The 17,784-nt window shown below is 69.1% G+C and carries 14 protein-coding genes; 3 read left to right on the top strand and 11 right to left on the bottom strand.

The window, feature by feature from the left end; all coding sequences use genetic code 11:
* Nucleotides 1-299 precede the first annotated feature (299 nt).
* Entirely contained in the window at nt 300-1,061 is a 762-nt protein-coding gene (locus ABZW96_RS07725; protein ID WP_355072396.1) for a glucose 1-dehydrogenase, read from the top strand.
* A gap of 62 nt (nt 1,062-1,123) precedes the next feature.
* Here the strand turns inward: ABZW96_RS07725 and ABZW96_RS07720 are convergent, their stop codons facing one another.
* The 8 genes from ABZW96_RS07720 to ABZW96_RS07685 all read right to left on the bottom strand — a co-directional run bounded on the left by ABZW96_RS07720 (nt 1,124) and on the right by ABZW96_RS07685 (nt 9,711).
* A complete protein-coding gene (locus ABZW96_RS07720) occupies nt 1,124-2,710 on the bottom strand; it encodes an FAD-dependent oxidoreductase (RefSeq protein ID WP_355072394.1) in 1,587 nt (528 codons plus the stop codon).
* 5 nt (nt 2,711-2,715) lie between these two features.
* The gene (locus tag ABZW96_RS07715; RefSeq protein WP_355072963.1) at nt 2,716-3,723 is read right to left on the bottom strand and encodes a diiron oxygenase; all 1,008 of its coding nucleotides are present in this window, start codon (nt 3,721-3,723) and stop codon (nt 2,716-2,718) included.
* 162 nt (nt 3,724-3,885) lie between these two features.
* A complete protein-coding gene (locus ABZW96_RS07710; RefSeq protein ID WP_355072392.1) occupies nt 3,886-4,992 on the bottom strand; it encodes an Hsp70 family protein in 1,107 nt (368 codons plus the stop codon).
* Nucleotides 4,993-5,572: 580 nt separating this feature from the next.
* Complete coding sequence (locus ABZW96_RS07705; protein ID WP_355072390.1) at nt 5,573-6,568, bottom strand: sulfate ABC transporter ATP-binding protein; 996 nt, start codon at nt 6,566-6,568, stop codon at nt 5,573-5,575.
* Complete coding sequence (gene cysW, locus ABZW96_RS07700) at nt 6,565-7,371, bottom strand: sulfate ABC transporter permease subunit CysW (protein ID WP_355072388.1); 807 nt, start codon at nt 7,369-7,371, stop codon at nt 6,565-6,567. Before cysW ends, ABZW96_RS07705 begins: the two co-directional genes overlap by 4 nt.
* 67 nt (nt 7,372-7,438) lie before the next feature.
* Complete coding sequence (gene cysT / locus ABZW96_RS07695; RefSeq protein WP_355072961.1) at nt 7,439-8,239, bottom strand: sulfate ABC transporter permease subunit CysT; 801 nt, start codon at nt 8,237-8,239, stop codon at nt 7,439-7,441.
* Between the two features lie 129 nt (nt 8,240-8,368).
* Entirely contained in the window at nt 8,369-9,415 is a 1,047-nt protein-coding gene (locus tag ABZW96_RS07690) for a sulfate ABC transporter substrate-binding protein (RefSeq protein WP_355072386.1), read from the bottom strand.
* A gap of 206 nt (nt 9,416-9,621) precedes the next feature.
* On the bottom strand, nt 9,622-9,711 hold the full coding sequence (locus tag ABZW96_RS07685; protein WP_321210233.1) for an Ms4533A family Cys-rich leader peptide: 90 nt from the start codon (nt 9,709-9,711) through the stop codon (nt 9,622-9,624).
* A 69-nt stretch (nt 9,712-9,780) separates the two neighbouring features.
* On the opposite strand from ABZW96_RS07685, the gene ABZW96_RS07680 reads away from it, so the two are divergent.
* Nucleotides 9,781-10,836 (top strand): M48 family metallopeptidase, encoded by a 1,056-nt coding sequence (locus tag ABZW96_RS07680; protein WP_355072384.1) that lies wholly within the window; start codon nt 9,781-9,783, stop codon nt 10,834-10,836.
* Nucleotides 10,837-10,916: 80 nt separating this feature from the next.
* Here ABZW96_RS07680 and ABZW96_RS07675 read toward each other — a convergent pair whose 3' ends face one another.
* Complete coding sequence (locus ABZW96_RS07675) at nt 10,917-11,195, bottom strand: hypothetical protein (RefSeq protein WP_355072382.1); 279 nt, start codon at nt 11,193-11,195, stop codon at nt 10,917-10,919.
* Nucleotides 11,196-11,305: 110 nt separating this feature from the next.
* On the opposite strand from ABZW96_RS07675, the gene ABZW96_RS07670 reads away from it, so the two are divergent.
* Nucleotides 11,306-13,288, top strand: coding sequence for a glycoside hydrolase family 15 protein (locus ABZW96_RS07670; protein WP_355072380.1), 1,983 nt, complete (start codon nt 11,306-11,308; stop codon nt 13,286-13,288).
* 17 nt (nt 13,289-13,305) lie between these two features.
* Here the strand turns inward: ABZW96_RS07670 and ABZW96_RS07665 are convergent, their stop codons facing one another.
* A complete protein-coding gene (locus tag ABZW96_RS07665) occupies nt 13,306-15,111 on the bottom strand; it encodes a dynamin family protein (RefSeq protein ID WP_355072378.1) in 1,806 nt (601 codons plus the stop codon).
* An 81-nt stretch (nt 15,112-15,192) separates the two neighbouring features.
* Nucleotides 15,193-17,427 (bottom strand): hypothetical protein, encoded by a 2,235-nt coding sequence (locus tag ABZW96_RS07660; protein WP_355072377.1) that lies wholly within the window; start codon nt 17,425-17,427, stop codon nt 15,193-15,195.
* Nucleotides 17,428-17,784: the final 357 nt, after the last annotated feature.

Below are 17,784 nucleotides of genomic sequence, written 5' to 3'. Positions count from 1 at the left end.
ACGAATCAGACTGAGCCCACAGCGTTTCCGCTACCACACAGCGACCTCGATATGAGGAGAAAATCCGACCGATCGCCGGTTTGCCCCACCGAAAGCACACCGCTCGACGGACACTCACCGGTAGGTAACCAAATCCTTGCCAAATCCGTGCATCTCGGCACGCCGCCACGGGACGGCATTCCATTGACACATCAACTAGATGTCCAATTACCGCCAGCACCCTCGTTCGCGTCCGGCTTGACTCGACATCGGGTCACACCACGGAGGTGCGATTCCGAGAGTGGAGAGGAAATCGAACGATGGCAACACGGTTCGCGGAGCAGGTCGTCTTGGTCACCGGCGCGACCTCCGGCGTGGGCAAGGCAGTCGCGCTGCGGGTCGCGGGCGAAGGCGCCGCGGTCGTGCTCGGCGCACGCGGCAAGGACGCGGGTGAGCAGCTGGCCGCCGACATCCGCGCGGCCGGTGGGCGCGCACTGTTCGTGCCGACCGATGTCACGGTGGAACAGGACGTGGCCCGGTTGACCGACGCCGCGGTATCCGAATTCGGCCGCCTGGACGCCGCGTTCAACAACGCGGGCGCGGTGCACGCCTTCGGCCCGGTCGCGGAGATCGACGAGGCGGATTGGCGCGCCGATCTCGAGCTCAATCTCACCAGCGTGTTCTACGGCCTGCGGCATCAGGTTCCCGCGCTGGCGGCTTCCGGCGGCGGCGCGATCCTGAACAACGCGTCGAATCTGGGTGTGGTGGGCATGGGCTCGGTGGCACCGTACGTCGCCGCCAAACACGGAGTGGTCGGCTTGACGCGTGCGGTGGCGCTCGAAGCCGCCGATCAGGGAGTGCGGGTGAACGCACTGGTCTCCGGGGCGGTCGACACCCCGGCGTTCCGTAATTCGATGGGCGCGACGCCCGAAGGAGTGGCTGCCATCGCGGCGCTGCACCCGCTCGGCCGCATCGCGACGCCGGAGGAGATCGCCTCGTTCTGCGCCTATTTGCTCAGCGGTGAAGCCAGTTTCGTCACGGGTGCGGCACTCGCCATCGACGGCGGCTTCACCGCACGGTGACCTCTGGACGTGGGACCGCCTCGGGATACCGGCGCGGCCGGGGTATCCCGAGGCGGGGTTCGTCAGGCGCGCGCCAGCAAGCGGCGGACCCGGCCTGGGCGAGCTTCCACCGCTCCCCCGGCCCGCACCGCGGGCTGCCGCAGCCGCACCAGCCGATCGAGTTCCGCCGCGCCGCCGGCGGGTTCGGTCAGGCGGCCCGCGTTGAAGTCGGCGGCCAACTGCCGCACCGTCTCCTGCGCACAGGACTTGTTGGTCCCGATGAAGCCGGTGGGCCCGCGCTTGATCCAGCCGGTCACGTAGGTGCCGGTGACCACGGCGCCGCCCGGGCGCTCCAGCACCCGGCCGTCCTGGTTCGGGATCACCGCGGCCCGCTCGTCGAACGGCAGGCCCGGCACCGCCACGCCGCGGTAGCCGACCGAGGTGAGCACCAGGCCCGCGTCGAGCCGATCGGTCTGCCCGGTCTCGACGGCACTGATGCGGCCGTCCGGATCGGTGACCAGCTCGGTGCGGCCGATTGCGAGACCGGTCACCCGATCGGTGCCGAGGATCTCCGTGGGCGCGGCCAGATAGCGGAACACGATGCGCTTGCGTTGCCCCACCGGCCGGGTGCGCACACTGTGCAGCAGCCGCAGCTTCTGTTCGACATGGAACGGCAGTTCCGCGCCGAGCTCGGGCAGCTCACCCTCGATCACGATGTCCACGTCGCATCCGAGCAAGCCGACGAACTCCGGCACTGTGAAAGCGGATTCGAGCGGACCGCGCCGCCCGAGCACGACCACCTCCTCGACCTTGCTCTCGCGCAACGCCCGCAATGCGTAGGGCGCGATGTCGGTGCCGGTCAGCGTCGCCGGGTCGCTGGTGAGGACGCGCGCGACGTCGAGCGCGACATTGCCGTTGCCGACGATCACGGCACGCCGGCCGGACAGGTCGAAGGCACGGTCGGCGTAGTCGGGATGACCGTTGTACCAGGCGACGAAGTCGGTGGCCGAGACATTGCCCGCCAGGCCCTCACCCGGGATGCCGAGCTTGCGATCCGACGACGCGCCGACGGCGTAGATCACGGCGTGGAAGTGCTCGAGCAGCTCGGCATGCGAAACGTGCGCGCCCACGTCCACGTTCAAGTACGAACGGAACCCCGGCTGGGCCGCGATGACGTCGAACAGCTCGCCGACCTTGCGGGTCTTCTCGTGGTCCGGTGCGACGCCGTGCCTGGCCAGCCCGTAGGGCACCGGCAACCGGTCGAACACCGTCACCGACACCTCGGGCTGGGTCAGCAGTTCGTCGGCGGCGTACATCGCCGAAGGACCCGACCCCACGATCGCCACCCGCAGCGGCGTGCGCTCGGTGTGGATCCGTGCCGCGGGCACCGGTCGCGCCAGCAGGGGGCGCGGTCGCGCCTGCCGGTAGAAATCGGCGTTGATCTCGATGAACGGCTTCTGCTCAGCGGTCAGCTTCTTCGATGACACGATGGCGTCGACCGGGCACGCGGTGGCGCAGGCGCCGCAGTCCACGCACGCCTGCGGGTCGACGTACAGCATCTCCGCCGTCCGGAAGTCCGGTTCGTCGGGCGTGGGATGGATGCAGTTGACCGGGCAGGCGTACACGCAGGACGCGTCGCTGCAACAGGATTGGGTGACGACGTACGGCATGCGACTCAGGCGACCTTGTTCGCGGCGCGCAGCGGTTCCGATCGGTACCGAGTGCTGGGACCGTCGATGCCGAGCGCCTTCCAGACCGCCTTGGCGACCGGGTTCATCAATCCGATGTCCTTGGCCAGGGCGCGCACGTCACAGAAGTAATCGCTGAAGACCTGCTTGGCCTCCGGCGAGCCGTAGAACAGCTCCTTGCGGACCTTCTCCGGGATGTCGAACTCGGCGAAGAACGACCGCGGCGGCGTGACGATCGAGCGGCCGAGAATCCGCATGACGATCGGCATGGCCAGCGAGAGGATGAACTTCTGCGCCGGCTTCGCTTCCGGCACATGGTTCTTCAGGAACTCGTGCGCGAAGGAGATGTGCCGCGCCTCTTCGGCGACGTGAATGGCCATCACGCCGCGCATGATCGGGTGCACCTCTTCGCCCGAGCGCAAGATCTGCTTCTGGATGTGGTCGATCGGCTCCTCACCGGCCAGCACGGCCATGAAGAACAGATTCGGGAACCAGGCCGCCACGGGCGCGCCCAGGTACTTGAACTTGCTGACCAGCGGGCCCATGCCGGGCACATCCAGGCCGATCCGGTTGACCATCTCCTGGAACATCAGGGTGTGGTTGTGCTCCTCGATCATCTCGTGGGAGCAGTACCGGAACTCCGGCGAGCCGTTGGGCAGGCCGAAGTTGTGGATGACCATGCCGCTGATCAGGATCGACTCGAACTGCAGGCCGACCTTGGCGATGTTCGCCTGCCGGTACTTGCCGACCGCGATCTTCTGCTCGGTCGACAACGCCTGATACCAGGGGTGGCGCGCCACCGTGTCGGCGGACACGGGCAGAATCCAGCGCTCCTCGCCGGCGTCGGCGGCGAAGTCGGGGTTGTCCCAGTCGATGTCTTCGAAGGGATCGAAGTGCTTGTTGACCGATCCCTCGGAGAGCAGCAGCAGCTTCGCGGCGTACTCCTGCGCCTTTTCAAGATCGGGATCGACGGCTGGTGTCACGGCTGCGGACATCGTCGTCACTGCCTCTCCTCGATGGAACCGTTTAACTGTATCCCATAGTTACACTAACGGAGAGTTACGTCAACCCAGCAGTTGCTAGGGCCGTCCGGCGATGCGCGCCCTCATCACGCGCACCGCCGGACGGCCCCTGTTCATCGCGGTCCGTGCCGGGGCCTAACTCACCAGCACCCCGTCACCGACCGCCAGGATCGAAGTCCCGAAACCGAATACGGCCGACATACTCGTGACGACGACCACCCGGCCCAGCCTGCGCCTGGTCCGGCGCGACAGCATCAGGGCCCGCGTGGCGGCACGACGACGGACGCGCCTGCGCCTGACCCGGCGCAGCTCGGCCGCCGCCTCGGCCGCGGCCGCCGCCCTCCGTCCGAGGATCGCGGCGCCGTCGGCGGTGGTCCGCCCGGGATCGGCGGCGACGATCACCGGCCTGGCCAATTCCGCCGCCAAGACCTCGGCCACCTCCGCCGGTCGCGCCGCCCCGCCGACCACCAGCACGCGGTCGACGTCGGCCATGGTGACGTCCGCGACCCGCAAGCAGCGGTAGACGAGTTCCAGCGACTCCCGGACATGCTTGACGCGCAGTTCGCCCGCGATCGTGTCGGCGACCGACTCGGCGACCGAAGACGAGTGCGGGCCCGGCCCGGCTTGCTCGGCGATCAACGCCCCGAACGCGCGTCCGCCGAACTCGGTGGAACGCAGCGAGACCCCGACGATCGGATTGCGCGGACATCCCGCACCCACCCGGACCAGCGTGACGTCGAGCCCGGCACCGCCGAGGTCGTAGACGAGGGCGAGACCCGGCATGAGCGGACCACGGTCGGCCTCCAGCCAGGCCGCCGCCGCGACGGGTTCGGCCACCAGCGCCGCCTGCTTCAGTTCCACGCCGTCCAGCGCCGCGCGCAACGCGTCCACCTGCTCGTCGGCATAGCGGGCCGGATAGGCCACCGCGATGCCGAGCCCGCTTCCGCAGCCGGGATGGTCCTGCCGCACCTCGTCGGTCAGGCACTTCGCCACCGTCGCGACGAGGTCCGCCGGGGCGAGCGCGCGGTTGCCCACCCGCGCCCACGTGCTGGAACGTTGCGTGAGATCGGCGAATTCGGTGACCGCGCGGCCGTGCCGTGGAATCATGCCCACCCTGGCCACGCCGGTGCTGTCGAAGGTCAGCGTGGTGCGGCGCGTGATGGTCTGCGCCCGCTGCGTTTTGCGTCGCCCCGGCGGAGCCTTGGCCGAACCTTCCTCCGCGAGAACGGAAACCGTGTTCACCGTACCGATGCTCAACCCGAGACCAACCGCCATCGCAATCCACCCGATCGCCGTGCCGATTTGCTTCGAACGCCGTTTAGGCAACCACTCCGCGATCTTCGTGCCAAGTCCGGACAACCGATTGTCCGCAAGCCGCCTGTGCCTCGCCGCATCCGAATCCACGGGCTACGACGCCCTCACCAGGCCAACCAGCACTACACATGCCGTCCAGTCGGATTTCCTTGCGACACGCGGGGATAGCTCATGCCCGGTGGATGTTTGCCGGAATCCGGGTTCTTACGCGCACGGCGCCGAGCGACCGCGCTCCACATGGGGAGACTCCCCTTGACGGATCCGTGCCGACAATTCGCCGAATGGACGGGGCGCCGGACCCGGCGACAGTCGTCGATATTCGCATCGCATGCCGGGTCCGGCCCGACGCCGGCTACGACCGCCGCCTAGCGCACACCTCGCTTCCCCGTCGGCAACCGTTCCGCAGCGCAGCCGGATAGCAGTGGACACGGCAACGGGAGAGAGTGTAGCAACTTCTCAGCGCCACACTCCCTATGTCGACGAGTATGCGACCGGTTCGCGAAAACCCTTAGTGCGCGGGCAGTTCCGGGATCCGAGTGGCGCGGACGTACACCGTCTCGCCGTCCGACAGTCGCAGCGCCTCGGCGTCACCGCGGGTGACCTGCGCGGCGAACAGGTCGCCGGTCGCTGCGTTGCGCAGTTCCACGCGCACCTCGAAGCCGAGGTGCACCACGCGCTCGACCGTCGCCCTGGTGACGCCCGCGGAATCGGCGGTGCCCTCGTGCTCGGCGAGCGCCATGCCGGGATCCCGGCCGACGCGAATGTCGTGTGGCCGCACCAGATGTCCGTTGAGCCGGGCCACCGCGCCGAGGAACGACATGACGAACTCGTTGGCCGGCCGGTCGTACACGTCCTCCGGAGTGCCGATCTGCTCGATGCGGCCCTTGTTCATCACCGCGATCCGGTCGGCGACGTCGAGCGCCTCCTCCTGGTCGTGGGTGACCAGCACGGTGGTCACGTGGACCTCCTCGTGCAGCCTGCGCAGCCAGGTCCGCAGGTCGGCGCGGACCTTGGCGTCCAGCGCGCCGAACGGCTCGTCCAGCAGCAGCACCTGCGGATCGACGGCGAGCGCGCGGGCCAGCGCCATACGCTGGCGCTGGCCACCCGACAGCTGGGCCGGGTAGCGGTGCTGGAAGCCGTCCAGTCCCACGATGCCGAGCAATTCGTCGACGCGCTTGCTGATCTCGTGCTTCGGGCGCTTGCGGATCTTCAGGCCGAACGCCACGTTGTCGCGCACGGTCATGTGCTTGAACGCCGCGTAGTGCTGGAACACGAAGCCGATGTCGCGCTTCTGCGGCGGCACCCGGGTGACGTCGCGCCCCGCGATGCTGACCACGCCGGTGTCCAGCGACTCCAGCCCGGCGATCGAGCGCAGCAGCGTCGACTTGCCCGAACCCGACGGGCCGAGCAGCGCGGTGAGTTCGCCCGAGGGGATGTCCAGACTGACATCGTCGAGGGCGGCGAACGTGCCGTAGTTCTTGTTCGCGTTGGTCACGGTGATCACTTTGTGCCCCGCTTACGTTCGAGGAGGGTCATCAGCAGAAGGGTGACGAGGGCGATGCCCATCAGCAAGGTGGCGGCGGAGTACGCGCCGAAGGTGTTGTGGTCGTTGATGTACCGGCCGTGCACGAGCAACGTCAGCGTCTGCGACTTGCCAGGCAGCGCGGAGGACACCATGATCACGGCGCCGAACTCGCCGAGCGCGCGGGCCACGGTGAGCACCACGCCGTAGGTCAGGCCCCACCGGATCGCGGGAAGCGTGATCCGCCAGAAGGTCTGCCACTTGGACGCGCCCAGGGTGGCCGCGGCCTGCTCCTGGTCGTCGCCGATCTCGTGCAGCACCGGCTCGACCTCGCGCACCACGAACGGCAGCGTCACGAAGATGGTGGCGATCACCATGCCCGGTAGGTTGAAGATGACCTTGAAGCCCAGGTCTTCCAGACCGCCGAACCAGCCGCCCGCGCCCCAGAGCAGGATCAGCGAGACGCCGACCACCACGGGCGAGACCGCGAACGGCAAGTCCACGATGCCCTGAACCAGGTTGCGGCCCGGGAACTTTCCACGCACCAGCGCGAGCGCCGTCACGATGCCGAAGACCACGTTCACCGGGACGGTGATCGCGACGATCAGGAGGGAGAGCTGGAACGCCGAGATCGCCGCGGGCGTGGTGATCGAGTCGACGAACGCGCCGATCCCCCGCTCGAACGTGCGCCACAGGATGATGATCAGCGGCAGCACCAGCAGTACGAACAAGTAGCCGAGCGCCACCGTCCGCAACGAGATGCGGGTCAGCGGATGCAGTTTCATCGACCCTGCTCCGTCCCAGGGGAATGCCCGCGCCCCGGCGACACGGGGAGCGCTGCGCGATTGTTTTTCATCGGCTCGCCTGCTCCTTGCGCGCGCTGCGTTCGGCGAGCAGCCGCAGAACCAGCAGCGTCGCGAACGAGATGGCCAGCAGCGCGACCGACACGGCCGCCGCGTTCACCGGCCGATCGATCTCGATCTGCTTCTGGATGTACTGGGAGGCCATCTCGGTCTTGCGCGGGATCGCGCCGCCGATCAGCACCACCGAACCGTACTCGCCGATCGCGCGGGCGAAGGCCAGTCCGCCGCCGCTGATGATGGCGGGAGCCAGCGCGGGCAGCACGATCCTGCGGAAGGTGGTCCAGTTGTTCGCGCCCAGCGAGAGCGCCGCCTGTTCCACCTCGCGGTCGGCCTCGATCAGCACCGGCTGCACTGAACGCACCACGAACGGCAGCGTGACGAACGCCAGCGCGACCACCAGGCCCGGCTGGGTGGCGTTCAGGTGGATGTCGATCGGACTCTGCGGACCGTACAGCGAGAGCAGCACGATACTGGCGACGATGGTCGGCAGCGCGAACGGCAGGTCGATCAGCGCGTTGACCACACCCTTGCCGGGAAACCGGTCGCGGACCAGCACCCAGGCGATCAGCGTGCCCATGACCACGTTGACCACCGCCACCACGACCGAGACCAGCACGGTGATGCGCAGCGAGTCCAGCGCGGCGGGCGCGGTGACGGCGTCCCAGAAACCGGACCACCCGTCCTCGAAGCTGGTCACGGTGAGCGCCGCCAGTGGCAGCAGCACGATGATGCTCAGCCACAGCACCGCGGTGGCGATGCCGAGCGGACCCACCGAGCCGGTCACGCGCAGCCACGACCAGTTCCAGCGGCGATCGGGACGCACGGGTTCGGAGACGCCGGGACCAGCTGCCTGCGCGGTCCCGGCGTTACTGCTCGTAGTCACGATCGTCCAGTATCCCGTGTAACGGGGGTCACCCGGTCACTTGGTGGCGTTGTCATAGATCACCGCTACCGAACCCGTGTTCGGGGTGAACAGTTCCTTGTCCACGGTCTTCCAGCCGCCGAGGTCGGCGATCGTCCACAGCTTCTGCGGGGTCGGGAAGTCCTTGGCGTAGTCGGCGGCGACCTTCGGGTCGACCGGGCGGAAACCGGCGGCGGCCCAGGCCTTCTGGCCCGCGGTGGTGAACAGGAAGTCGCGGAAGGCGACGGCCTTCTGCTGGTTCTTGCTGTTCTTCAGCACCGCGACCGGGTTCTCGATCTTGAACGTGACCGGCGGGACGAAGTGCTCGATCTGATCGCCGTTGCGCTCGGAGAAGATCGCCTCGTTCTCGTAACTCAGCAGAACGTCACCGGTGCCCTGCAGGAACGTCTCGGTCGCCTCGCGGCCGGACTTCGGCTGCACCTTCACGTGCTCCTTGGAGACCAGCTTGCTCAGGTAGTCCAGGCCCGCCTGCGGGTTCTTGCCGCCGTCGCTCTTGGCCGCGTACGGCGCGAGCAGGTTCCACTTGGCCGAACCGGAGCTGAACGGGTTCGGGGTGACCACCTCGACGCCCGGCTTCAGCAGGTCGTCCCAGTCCTTGATGCCCTTCGGGTTGCCCTTGCGCACGACGATCGCGACCACCGAGCCGAACGGGATGCCCTTGGTGGCGTCGGCGTTCCAGCTCGCGTCCACCAGGCCCGCGTCGACGAGGCGAGTGATGTCCGGCTCGACCGAGAAGTTCACGACGTCGGCCTCGGCGCCGTCCTTCACCTTGCGGGACTGGTCGCCGGAGGCGCCGTAGGACTGCTGGATCTGGACGTTCTTGCCCTGCTCGGTCTTGTTGAACTCGGGGATCACCTTGTCGAAACCGGGCTTCGGCACGGCGTAGGCGTAGAGGTTCAGGGTGCCGCCGCTGCCGTCGGAAGCGCCCGCCCCGACCGTGTCGCTGGCTCCGCCGCCGCACGCGGTCAGCGCGACCGCCGCTAGGGCGGCTAGGGCAACGGCGCTGTAGCGTCGGCGCGGCGAAAGCCAGGATTTGCGAGCCATCGGGGTGGACCTTTCGTGCGGACCGCCAGTTCTCCGGTAACACATCGGTGGCGGCGACAAACTTATCGATTCAGCAGACCCGCCGATCGAGCGATACGGCAGCGGCGCGACTACCGGCCCACAACGGGCCGTCGGGAAGCGAAAGCACATCTGCAAGAAGCGCGCCAGTCTGCTGACAAACGAGACGCGGATGTGCCCGGTCGCGATCAGCGACAGTAGACGTCCGCGACCGCGAGGTCACCGACAGCAATCAACGCCAATTCATGGCGGACCTGCGGGACTGCGCTCGAAGACACGGGCAGACTGTAGCAGAGCGCAAGGCGGAGTTCGAATCGAAGAGCCCAGGAAGAGGGGGGTTTCACCTTATGACCACCAGTCCGGATCGCGTCCGCACGACATTCCCCGGCATCAGCACCCGCACGTGGGAGCACCCGGCCGACCGCACCGCCCTGGTTACCCTGCGGTCACTGCCGGGGTTCGACGTGGTGCTGCGCACATTGTCGGGTTTGCTGCAAGAACGCCAGCACCGGCTGCTGTATCTGGCCACCGCGGTACGGGTGGACGAGCGGCAATTCCGCACCCTGCACCACCTGCGCGAGGACTGTGTGCGAATCCTGGACGCCCCCACGACGCCCGAGCTGTTCGTGTTGCAGAGCCCACAGGTGAATGCCTTCACCATCGGCATGGACCGGCCGTTCACCGTGCTGACCACCGGGTTGCTCGAACTGATGGACACCGAGGAGCTGCGTTTCGTGGTGGGCCACGAACTCGGGCACGCGCTGTCCGGCCACGCGGTGTACCGCACGATGCTCATACACCTACTGCGGGTCTCGGCGAGCGTCGGCTGGTTGCCGGTCGGTGGGTGGGCTCTGCGCGGCATCGTCGCGGCCCTGATGGAGTGGAGCCGCAAGTCCGAGCTGTCCGGCGACCGGGCCGGGCTGCTGTGCGGCCAGGATGTCGACGCTTCGGTACGCGTGCACATGAAGACGGCCGGGGGCGCCTTGGTGAAGGAGATGAACCACGGGGCGTTCCTGTCCCAGGCCGACGACTACGAGCGGTCCGGCGATCTGCGCGACGGCGTGCTGAAGCTGCTCAACCTGGAGTTACAGAGCCACCCGTTCTCCGTGCTGCGCGCGGCCGAACTGCGCCGCTGGATCCAGAGCGGCGACTACGACCGCGTGCTCTCGGGCGACTATCCGCGCCGTGACCAGGATCGCGCCACCCAAATCACCGACGAGATGAAGGCCGCCGCCCGCACCTACCGCACGAACTTCGACCAGTCCGACGATCCGCTCATCCGTACCGTGCGCACGCTGGGCCGGGATGTCGGCGCGGCGGCGAGCACGGTCGCCCACGAGGTAGGCGACACCGTCGCGAAGCTCGGCAAGCGGTTCGGCGACTGGCGCGGCGGCGGGAACTGACCGTCAGCGGGTGATCAACCAGGCGACGACGATCAGCACGAGCAGCGCGATGAGGGCGAGCTGAACCCGCGAACGAGGCATCAGCGCGCCCCGCTCTGCACGGGAGTGCGATCGGCGGCGGCCTGCCCGGGTTCGAGCACCGCCGCCGCAGCGGCCGGGGCGGGGCGGGGCGGTGCGGGATGGGCGCCGTAGCGGCGATCCAGCACGCGCAGCACAGCGCGCAGCACGCGATCGAGCCCGTAGGCGATGGCGAAGCTGATCGGGACCATGCCCACGAGCACCACGAGGAACTGCGGGATGAACGGCAGTCCCGCCACCCACAGCTCGAAGCCGTCCCACCAACCTGCGATGCGATGCACGGCTCCAGCCTAGTCGGTACGCCGGCCGGTTCCACGAGGCCGTCGGCCACATCGGCGGACGGAGGAATCGCGCAGTGGACGACGGGCGTACATCGGCCCGAAGATGGGGTATGGCGTCCTCCGATGACCTCACCCTCAACGACTCCGACGGCCTGCCGACGAACTTGGCCGAAACCCACCGCCACGGCGCCTACCCGCCGATCGATGACTACGCCTTCCTGTCCGACTGCGAGACGAGTTGCCTGGTCGCCAGCAACGGCGCGGTGGAATGGATGTGTGTTCCGCGGCCGGATTCGCCGAGCATCTTCGGGGCGCTCCTCGACCGCAGCGCGGGGCACTTCCGGGTCGGGCCGTACGGGGTCAACGTGCCCGCCGCCCGCCGCTACCTGCCCGGCGGGATGATCCTGGAGACCACCTGGCAGACCGGCACCGGCTGGCTGATCGTGCGCGACGCACTGGTGCTCGGCCCCTGGCACAACAACGATCAGCGCAGCAAGACCCACCGGCGCACCCCGATGGACTGGGATGCCGAGCATCTGCTGCTGCGCACGGTGAAATGCGTGAACGGCACCGTGGAGCTGGAGGTGAGCTGCGAGCCCGCGTTCGACTACCACCGGGCGAGCGCACGGTGGGAGTACACCGGCAAGGTGTACGAGGAGGCGACCGCGGTGCGCGGCGACGAGCCCAGCGCCGGGCCGAGCCTGGTGCTCACCACCGATCTGCGTCTCGGACTCGAGGGGCGCGAGGCGCGCGCCCGCACCAGGATGAAAGAGGGCGACGAGGTCTTCGTCGCGCTCACCTGGTCGGAACTGCCCGCGCCGCGCACCTTCGGCGAGGCCGCCGAGAAGATGTGGCAGACCACCGAATGCTGGCGCCAGTGGATCACGCTCGGCAAGTTCCCCGATCACCCGTGGCGCAACTACTTGCAGCGCAGCGCGCTCACCCTCAAAGGCCTCACCTACGCTCCGACCGGCGCCCTGATGGCCGCCGCCACCACCTCGCTGCCGGAAACCCCTGGCGGAGAACGCAATTGGGATTACCGCTACAGCTGGGTGCGGGATGCCAGCTTCGCGCTGTGGGGCCTGTACACGCTGGGCCTGGACCGGGAGGCCGACGACTTCTTCGCCTTTCTCAACGACGCGACGACCGGCGAGGACGGCGAGCCCGTCCCGCTGCAGGTGCTCTACGGCATCGGGGGCGAGCGGCAGCTCGACGAGATCATCCTCGATCACTTGGGCGGCTACGACCAGTCCCGTCCGGTGCGCATCGGCAACAATGCCTACAGCCAGGATCAGCACGACATCTGGGGCACCATGCTCGACGCGGTCTACCTGCACGTGAAGTCGCGCCAGCAGGTGCCGGAGACGCTGTGGCCGCTACTGGTCCGCCAAGTGCACGCCGCCATCGAGCACTGGAAGGAGCCCGACCGGGGCATCTGGGAGGTGCGCGGCGAGCCGCAGCACTTCACCTCGTCCAAGGTGATGTGCTGGGTGGCGCTGGACCGCGGCGCGAAACTCGCCGAACTGCACGGTCAGTACGAGCACGCCGAAGAGTGGTACGCGATCGCGGAGGAGATCAAGGCCGACGTCCTGGCCAACGGCGTCACCTCAGAAGGCGTGTTCACCCAGGTCTACGGCGGCGACACGCTGGACGCCTCGCTGCTGCTGGTGGTGCTCACCCGCTTCCTGCCGCCCGAGGACGACCGCGTGCGCGCGACCGTGCTGGCCATCGCCGACCGGCTCACCGAGAACGGCTTGGTGCTGCGGTACCGGACCGAGACGACCGACGACGGCCTGAGCGGCACGGAAGGAGCGTTCACCATCTGCTCGTTCTGGCTGGTCTCCGCGCTGGTCGAGATCGGGGAGATCCAGCGGGCGCGGCACCTGTGCGAACGACTGCTCGGCTTCGCCAGCCCCCTGCGGTTGTACGCCGAGGAGATCGATCCGCGCAGTGGCCGCCACCTCGGTAACTTCCCCCAGGCGTTCACCCACCTCGCGCTGATCAACGCCGTGACCCACGTCATCCGCGCCGAGAGCTCCCGGCACGCGGGCCGCTTCCAGCCCGCGAACACCCCGCAGGGCCATCCGGTCTGACCCACGCCGGGAACGGTCTACGCGGGAACCAGTCCGTCGGCCTCCTCGCGCAGCGCGTGCAGTTTGCCGAGCCGCGCCTCGAGGTCGGCGATCCGCTCCGGCCTGCGGTCGCCGTACTTCCCGTAGTTCTCCTCGGCCGAGCGCAGCGCGTCGTCCGCGGCGCGCGAAACCTCGGTCGCGATGTCGGTGAAGTGGTCGCGCAGCACTCGCTGCACGGCGCGCAAGCGGTTACGCGACTCCTTGCCGACCTGGAAGATCACGTCGTCCATCAGGCGGGCCACCGCTACCTTGGCCTCGGCCCGGCGGCGCACCTTGCGGCTCTTGCGGTCGTCCCATAGCGCGTTCACGCCCAGCAGCACGCCCGCACCCGCCGAGTACCAGTTCACCAGCGACATGCCCAGGAGGCTGGTGGCCAGACCGACCATCAGGATGCCGCCGTAGGAACCGCGCAGACCGGTCAGGAATTGCTGGGTGACCCCGGCTTTCGCGCTCTCGAGGGGCTCCAGCGGCTGCACCGCCTCGAGCACCTCACCGGGGTTGGACAAGCGCAGGTCCGGCAGCGGTGGGGTCCGGTTGTCGGCCGGGAACTTGGCGGCCACCTGCTCGGACAGCTCCATCGAGCGGTAGTGCGCCACGGCGAAGTTCTCCTCGACCGCCTCGCAGATGCGCGCGTCCAGATCGGCGGCGAAATCCTTCCAGCGGCGCGCCGGATCGGTCTGGGCGATCTCGGCCTCGGCGTCGCGGATCAGGCTGCGCAGCCGGTGGCGCAGATCGTGCTCGATGTCGGCCATCAGCTCGGTCGCGCCGTCGACGAGCGTGACCTGCCAATTCGCGGTGCGCTGGCGCAGCTGATCGGCCTCGTCGCGCGCGCGGGCGAGCTGGTCGGTGATCTCGGCGCGGCGTCGCGGGTCGCGCAGCGCCTCGGCTTCGGTGCGCAGGGTCAGCGCGAGGTGATCGCAGACCAGGCGGATGTCCCCGACCGCGGCTTCCAGCGCCACCGCGTCCGCGCGGGCGACCACGTAGTCGCGCAGATGATCGATCAGCTGCGGCACGCCGGATTCGATGTCGCGCTGGTAGTCACCGGTCAACCCGGCCTGCCGGTGCAGTTCCGCGGAGACCGGGGCCACCGCGAAGCCGAGTCCCGCCGAGTCCAGCAGTTCCCGGTTGCGCTGCTGGGTGCGCGACCAGTGCGGGAACACGTCGATCTTGTTCAGCACGCAGATCACGGTCGGGCAGATCTGCTGGATGCGCTGCAACTCGGCGATCTGCTCCGCGGTCAGCTCGGTGCCGGCGTCGCCGACGTAGAGCACGGCGTCGGCCGCGGCGATCATCGACCAGGTGGTGCGGTTGTCGCCCAGCGCGCCCGGCGCGTCCATCACCACGACACCGTCGGCGAGCAGCGGACTTGGCTGGGTGAACTCGGCACGGACGACGCCCTGGGTGGCCAGCGCTGGACCGGGATCGAGCGGGTCGACCGACTGACGTTCGGTGCGGCCGTGCTCGGTCTGCCGCACCAGCGTCGCGGTCGGCTCCGGCCCGTACTCGACGATCACCGGGACGCTCAGATCGCTGTTCGTCGCGCTGACCGAGGCACCGACCAAGCTGTTGACCAGCGTGCTCATGCCGTTCTTCGGACGACCGACGACCACGAGCCGTACCCGGGGATCGCTCACCCTGGCACGAACCATGCTCAGTCGGCTGCCGAGGTCGTCGCGTCCCGCGGATCGGGCCGTCTCCCGCAGCTCGTCGAGTATCCGAATGAGCGGGGCCATCGCGTCCGGATGTTTCACGGTCGCAGCCTTCAGCCCGGCAGCGGCAGACAACCCTCCTCCTTACTCTCGATGACTTTCGTTCAGGTGCCCCCTGCGACCACTCCGCAGTCGTCGGAACCCGCTACGCCCCTGCTAGATCAGGGAGATGTCCGACACATCGGACACGTAATGGTGCGTTTCCACTATGCCCGACTCCGGCAGCAGCGCACCCGAGAGGCTGCCACCCGAGGACAGCGCCAGTGCGGAGTGGTCGTAGGTGTAGTCGGCGACCGCGTAGACGGTGTCGGCCGGGTGGTCGAGCGCCAGCGGCGCCGAGATGCCGTGCGGCTTCGGGTCGATCACCTGCGGCTTGATCGGCGCCTGGGTGGGTACCGGGGCGGTGTAGGTCGGCGCGGACGGGGCGTGCGGCTCGACGGTGGGCGCCTGTGCGGGGGCGCTGTAGGTGGGCTGGTCCGGCGCCTCGTACGTCGGCTGCGAAGGCCTGCTCACCGTCGGTACGTCGCCGGTGGGCAGTTCGTGGGTCGGCACGTCGTTGGTCGGGTAGGTGCTGTTGGAGGTGCCACCGGTGCTCGGGCGACCTGTGACGCCACCCGGCGAGGTCGCGTCGTCACCCGGGGTGGTCGGCGCATGCGTCGGCGCCGGGGTCTGGGTGACCGTCGCGCCAGGGACCTTGGTGGTCGGCACGTCCGGAGCGGTGGTGACGCCCCCGTGCGGCACCGTGGTGGCGCCCGGGAGCTTCGTGACGTCGTGATCCGGCGTCTTCGGCGCGGACGGGACGGTCACGTCGCCGGGAACGCTCGGCGTCGGCGTGGTCTTGACGATCGTCGTCGGCGCGGTGACGGTCGACGCGGGCGACTGGGTCGGGTGGGACGGATGCGGGTCGGTCCCGGGGGCCGGCTTCACCACGGGCGCAGGCCGTACCGCGTCGAACAGCGCGGGGACGGCCGCCGCGGGAGCGGTCAGCACGGACGGGCCCTCCGGAGCGGCGAACACATTCGCGATCGGGGTCGAGGCGGCGTCGGGCTGGATCGTGGTCTGCAGCGGGGTGGCCGCGACCACCGGTGCCGCGGCGACCGCCGCGGGTGCGGGCGCGGGCGCCGTGGCGGCGGGGGCCACCGGCGCGACCGCACTCACGGGGGCGACGGACGCCGAGGCCGCCAGCGGCTGCGCGACGCTCGATGCCGTCGGTGCACCGGCCGCCGACGCGGACTGCGCGACGCCGGAGGCCGCCGACGACTGCGTGGCGGACGCGCCCGATGACGTGAGCCCACCGAGCAGTCCGGAAGGGCCTTGGCTCAGCGCGTTCGGCTGGGCGGCCGCGCTGGCGGTGCCGTCCGGCAGATGGATGCCGTCGGCCAGATAGTCGGTGAATTCGTCGAGCTGATCGCCGACGTGCCCAACGGCGGCGTCGACCTTCATCTCGGAGGTGAAGTAGATCCCGTTCGGGCCGACCCCGAAGTCGACCGACCACTGGGTGCCGACGAACATCCCGAGATCGCCGCCCTGACCGACGCCGTCGAACGGATCGCCCGCCGCGTGCGCCGCACCGGCGCCGCTGTTGCCGGGCAGGTCGAAGACGGTGGAGCCGGGCGCGGTGAAGCCGTTCGCGCCGGGCAGGCCGAAGCCGTGCCCGGCTTGGCCGAGTCCGTGGCCGGGCAGGCCGAACCCGTGCCCGCCGGGCGCGTCGAGATCGTTCGCGGCGTCGGGCCGGACGCCGGGCAGCGAGAAACCGTTGGACACGTGACCGTCGGTCCCCGGGATGGACAGTCCGCTCCCGGCATCCCCGTCCATGCCGGGGATCCCGCCGAGTCCGGGGACGCCGCCGCCGGAGTGTCCGGGCAGCTGCGTCCCGTGGCCGCCCGACTCGCCGGGCAGCGTCGGCAGCTGCATCCCCTGCTGCGCGCCGGACTCGCCGGCCAGCGTCGGCAGTGGCATGCCGGCGTCGGTGCCGCTGTACTCGCCGGGGAGCGTGGGCAGCGACCCGGCGGGGCCCGCGCCGGTGCCGGGGAGGGCGAACCCGGGCGCGGGATTGCCCGGTCCTGGCACCAAGTTTCCGTGCGCCACCGGGACATTCGAGCCATGCGAGAACGGCGCGGGCTCGACGACCGGGTCAGGGAACGTGATCACCGGGCTCGGCTGGTCGGGATCGGGATCGGTGCTGTGCGCCCAGCCGGTGTGCCAGCTGTCGAGACGGGATTCGCCGGGCTGTGCGGGGACGCCGCCGCCGTTGGCGGCCACCAGCGCGCCGCCGGTGACATAGGCGCCCGCCCGCGCGACCCGTGCGACGCCGGTGGCCACACGGTAGGCGGTGTCGCCCGCGCGGTCGGCCTCTTCGGTGTCGCCGTCGAAGGGCAGATCACGCGTCATAAAAGCTCCACTCTCGGTTGTTCAGCATCCTCACCACGCCGGTCCGACCGAGAGTGAAGATCACCCAACAGTATTTCGGGAATACTCCCCTGTCACATTCTCCAGGACTGGAGAGAATGCGACTGTGGCGGGCAACACAACCCTGCCATCCGATTTGCCGGATCGGAAGCCCCATTTCCGACGGCCTCCCCGACCGCACACAGTCTCGAATAGACACCGTCACCAGGCCTGATCGAAACGTGGCGAGTGCGCGGCGGCAAGAACTAAAGGAACTCTGAGAGTTGCCGACGGAGTGCCGAGGATTTGCTCTCCATCGAGGAATTCGACGAATCAGCCGTTCGGCGGCATGGATGCCGA

It is taken from the genome of Nocardia sp. NPDC004168 (assembly GCF_040610355.1).
GTDB classification, from domain to species: domain Bacteria; phylum Actinomycetota; class Actinomycetes; order Mycobacteriales; family Mycobacteriaceae; genus Nocardia; species Nocardia sichangensis.
The sequence above is the reverse complement of the archived record's forward strand: the minus strand, read 5'-3'. Positions and strand labels throughout refer to the sequence as shown.

Excerpts from the sequence above, each read along its gene's own strand:
- ABZW96_RS07725 (WP_355072396.1), top strand. The coding sequence starts at position 300 with ATGGCAACACGGTTCGCGGAGCAGGTCGTCTTGGTCACCGGCGCGACC.
- ABZW96_RS07720 (WP_355072394.1), bottom strand. The coding sequence starts at position 2,710 with ATGCCGTACGTCGTCACCCAATCCTGTTGCAGCGACGCGTCCTGCGTG.
- ABZW96_RS07715 (WP_355072963.1), bottom strand. The coding sequence starts at position 3,723 with ATGTCCGCAGCCGTGACACCAGCCGTCGATCCCGATCTTGAAAAGGCG.
- cysW (WP_355072388.1), bottom strand. The coding sequence starts at position 7,371 with ATGAAACTGCATCCGCTGACCCGCATCTCGTTGCGGACGGTGGCGCTC.
- ABZW96_RS07690 (WP_355072386.1), bottom strand. The coding sequence starts at position 9,415 with ATGGCTCGCAAATCCTGGCTTTCGCCGCGCCGACGCTACAGCGCCGTT.
- ABZW96_RS07680 (WP_355072384.1), top strand. The coding sequence starts at position 9,781 with ATGACCACCAGTCCGGATCGCGTCCGCACGACATTCCCCGGCATCAGC.
- ABZW96_RS07670 (WP_355072380.1), top strand. The coding sequence starts at position 11,306 with ATGGCGTCCTCCGATGACCTCACCCTCAACGACTCCGACGGCCTGCCG.
- ABZW96_RS07660 (WP_355072377.1), bottom strand. The coding sequence starts at position 17,427 with ATGACGCGTGATCTGCCCTTCGACGGCGACACCGAAGAGGCCGACCGC.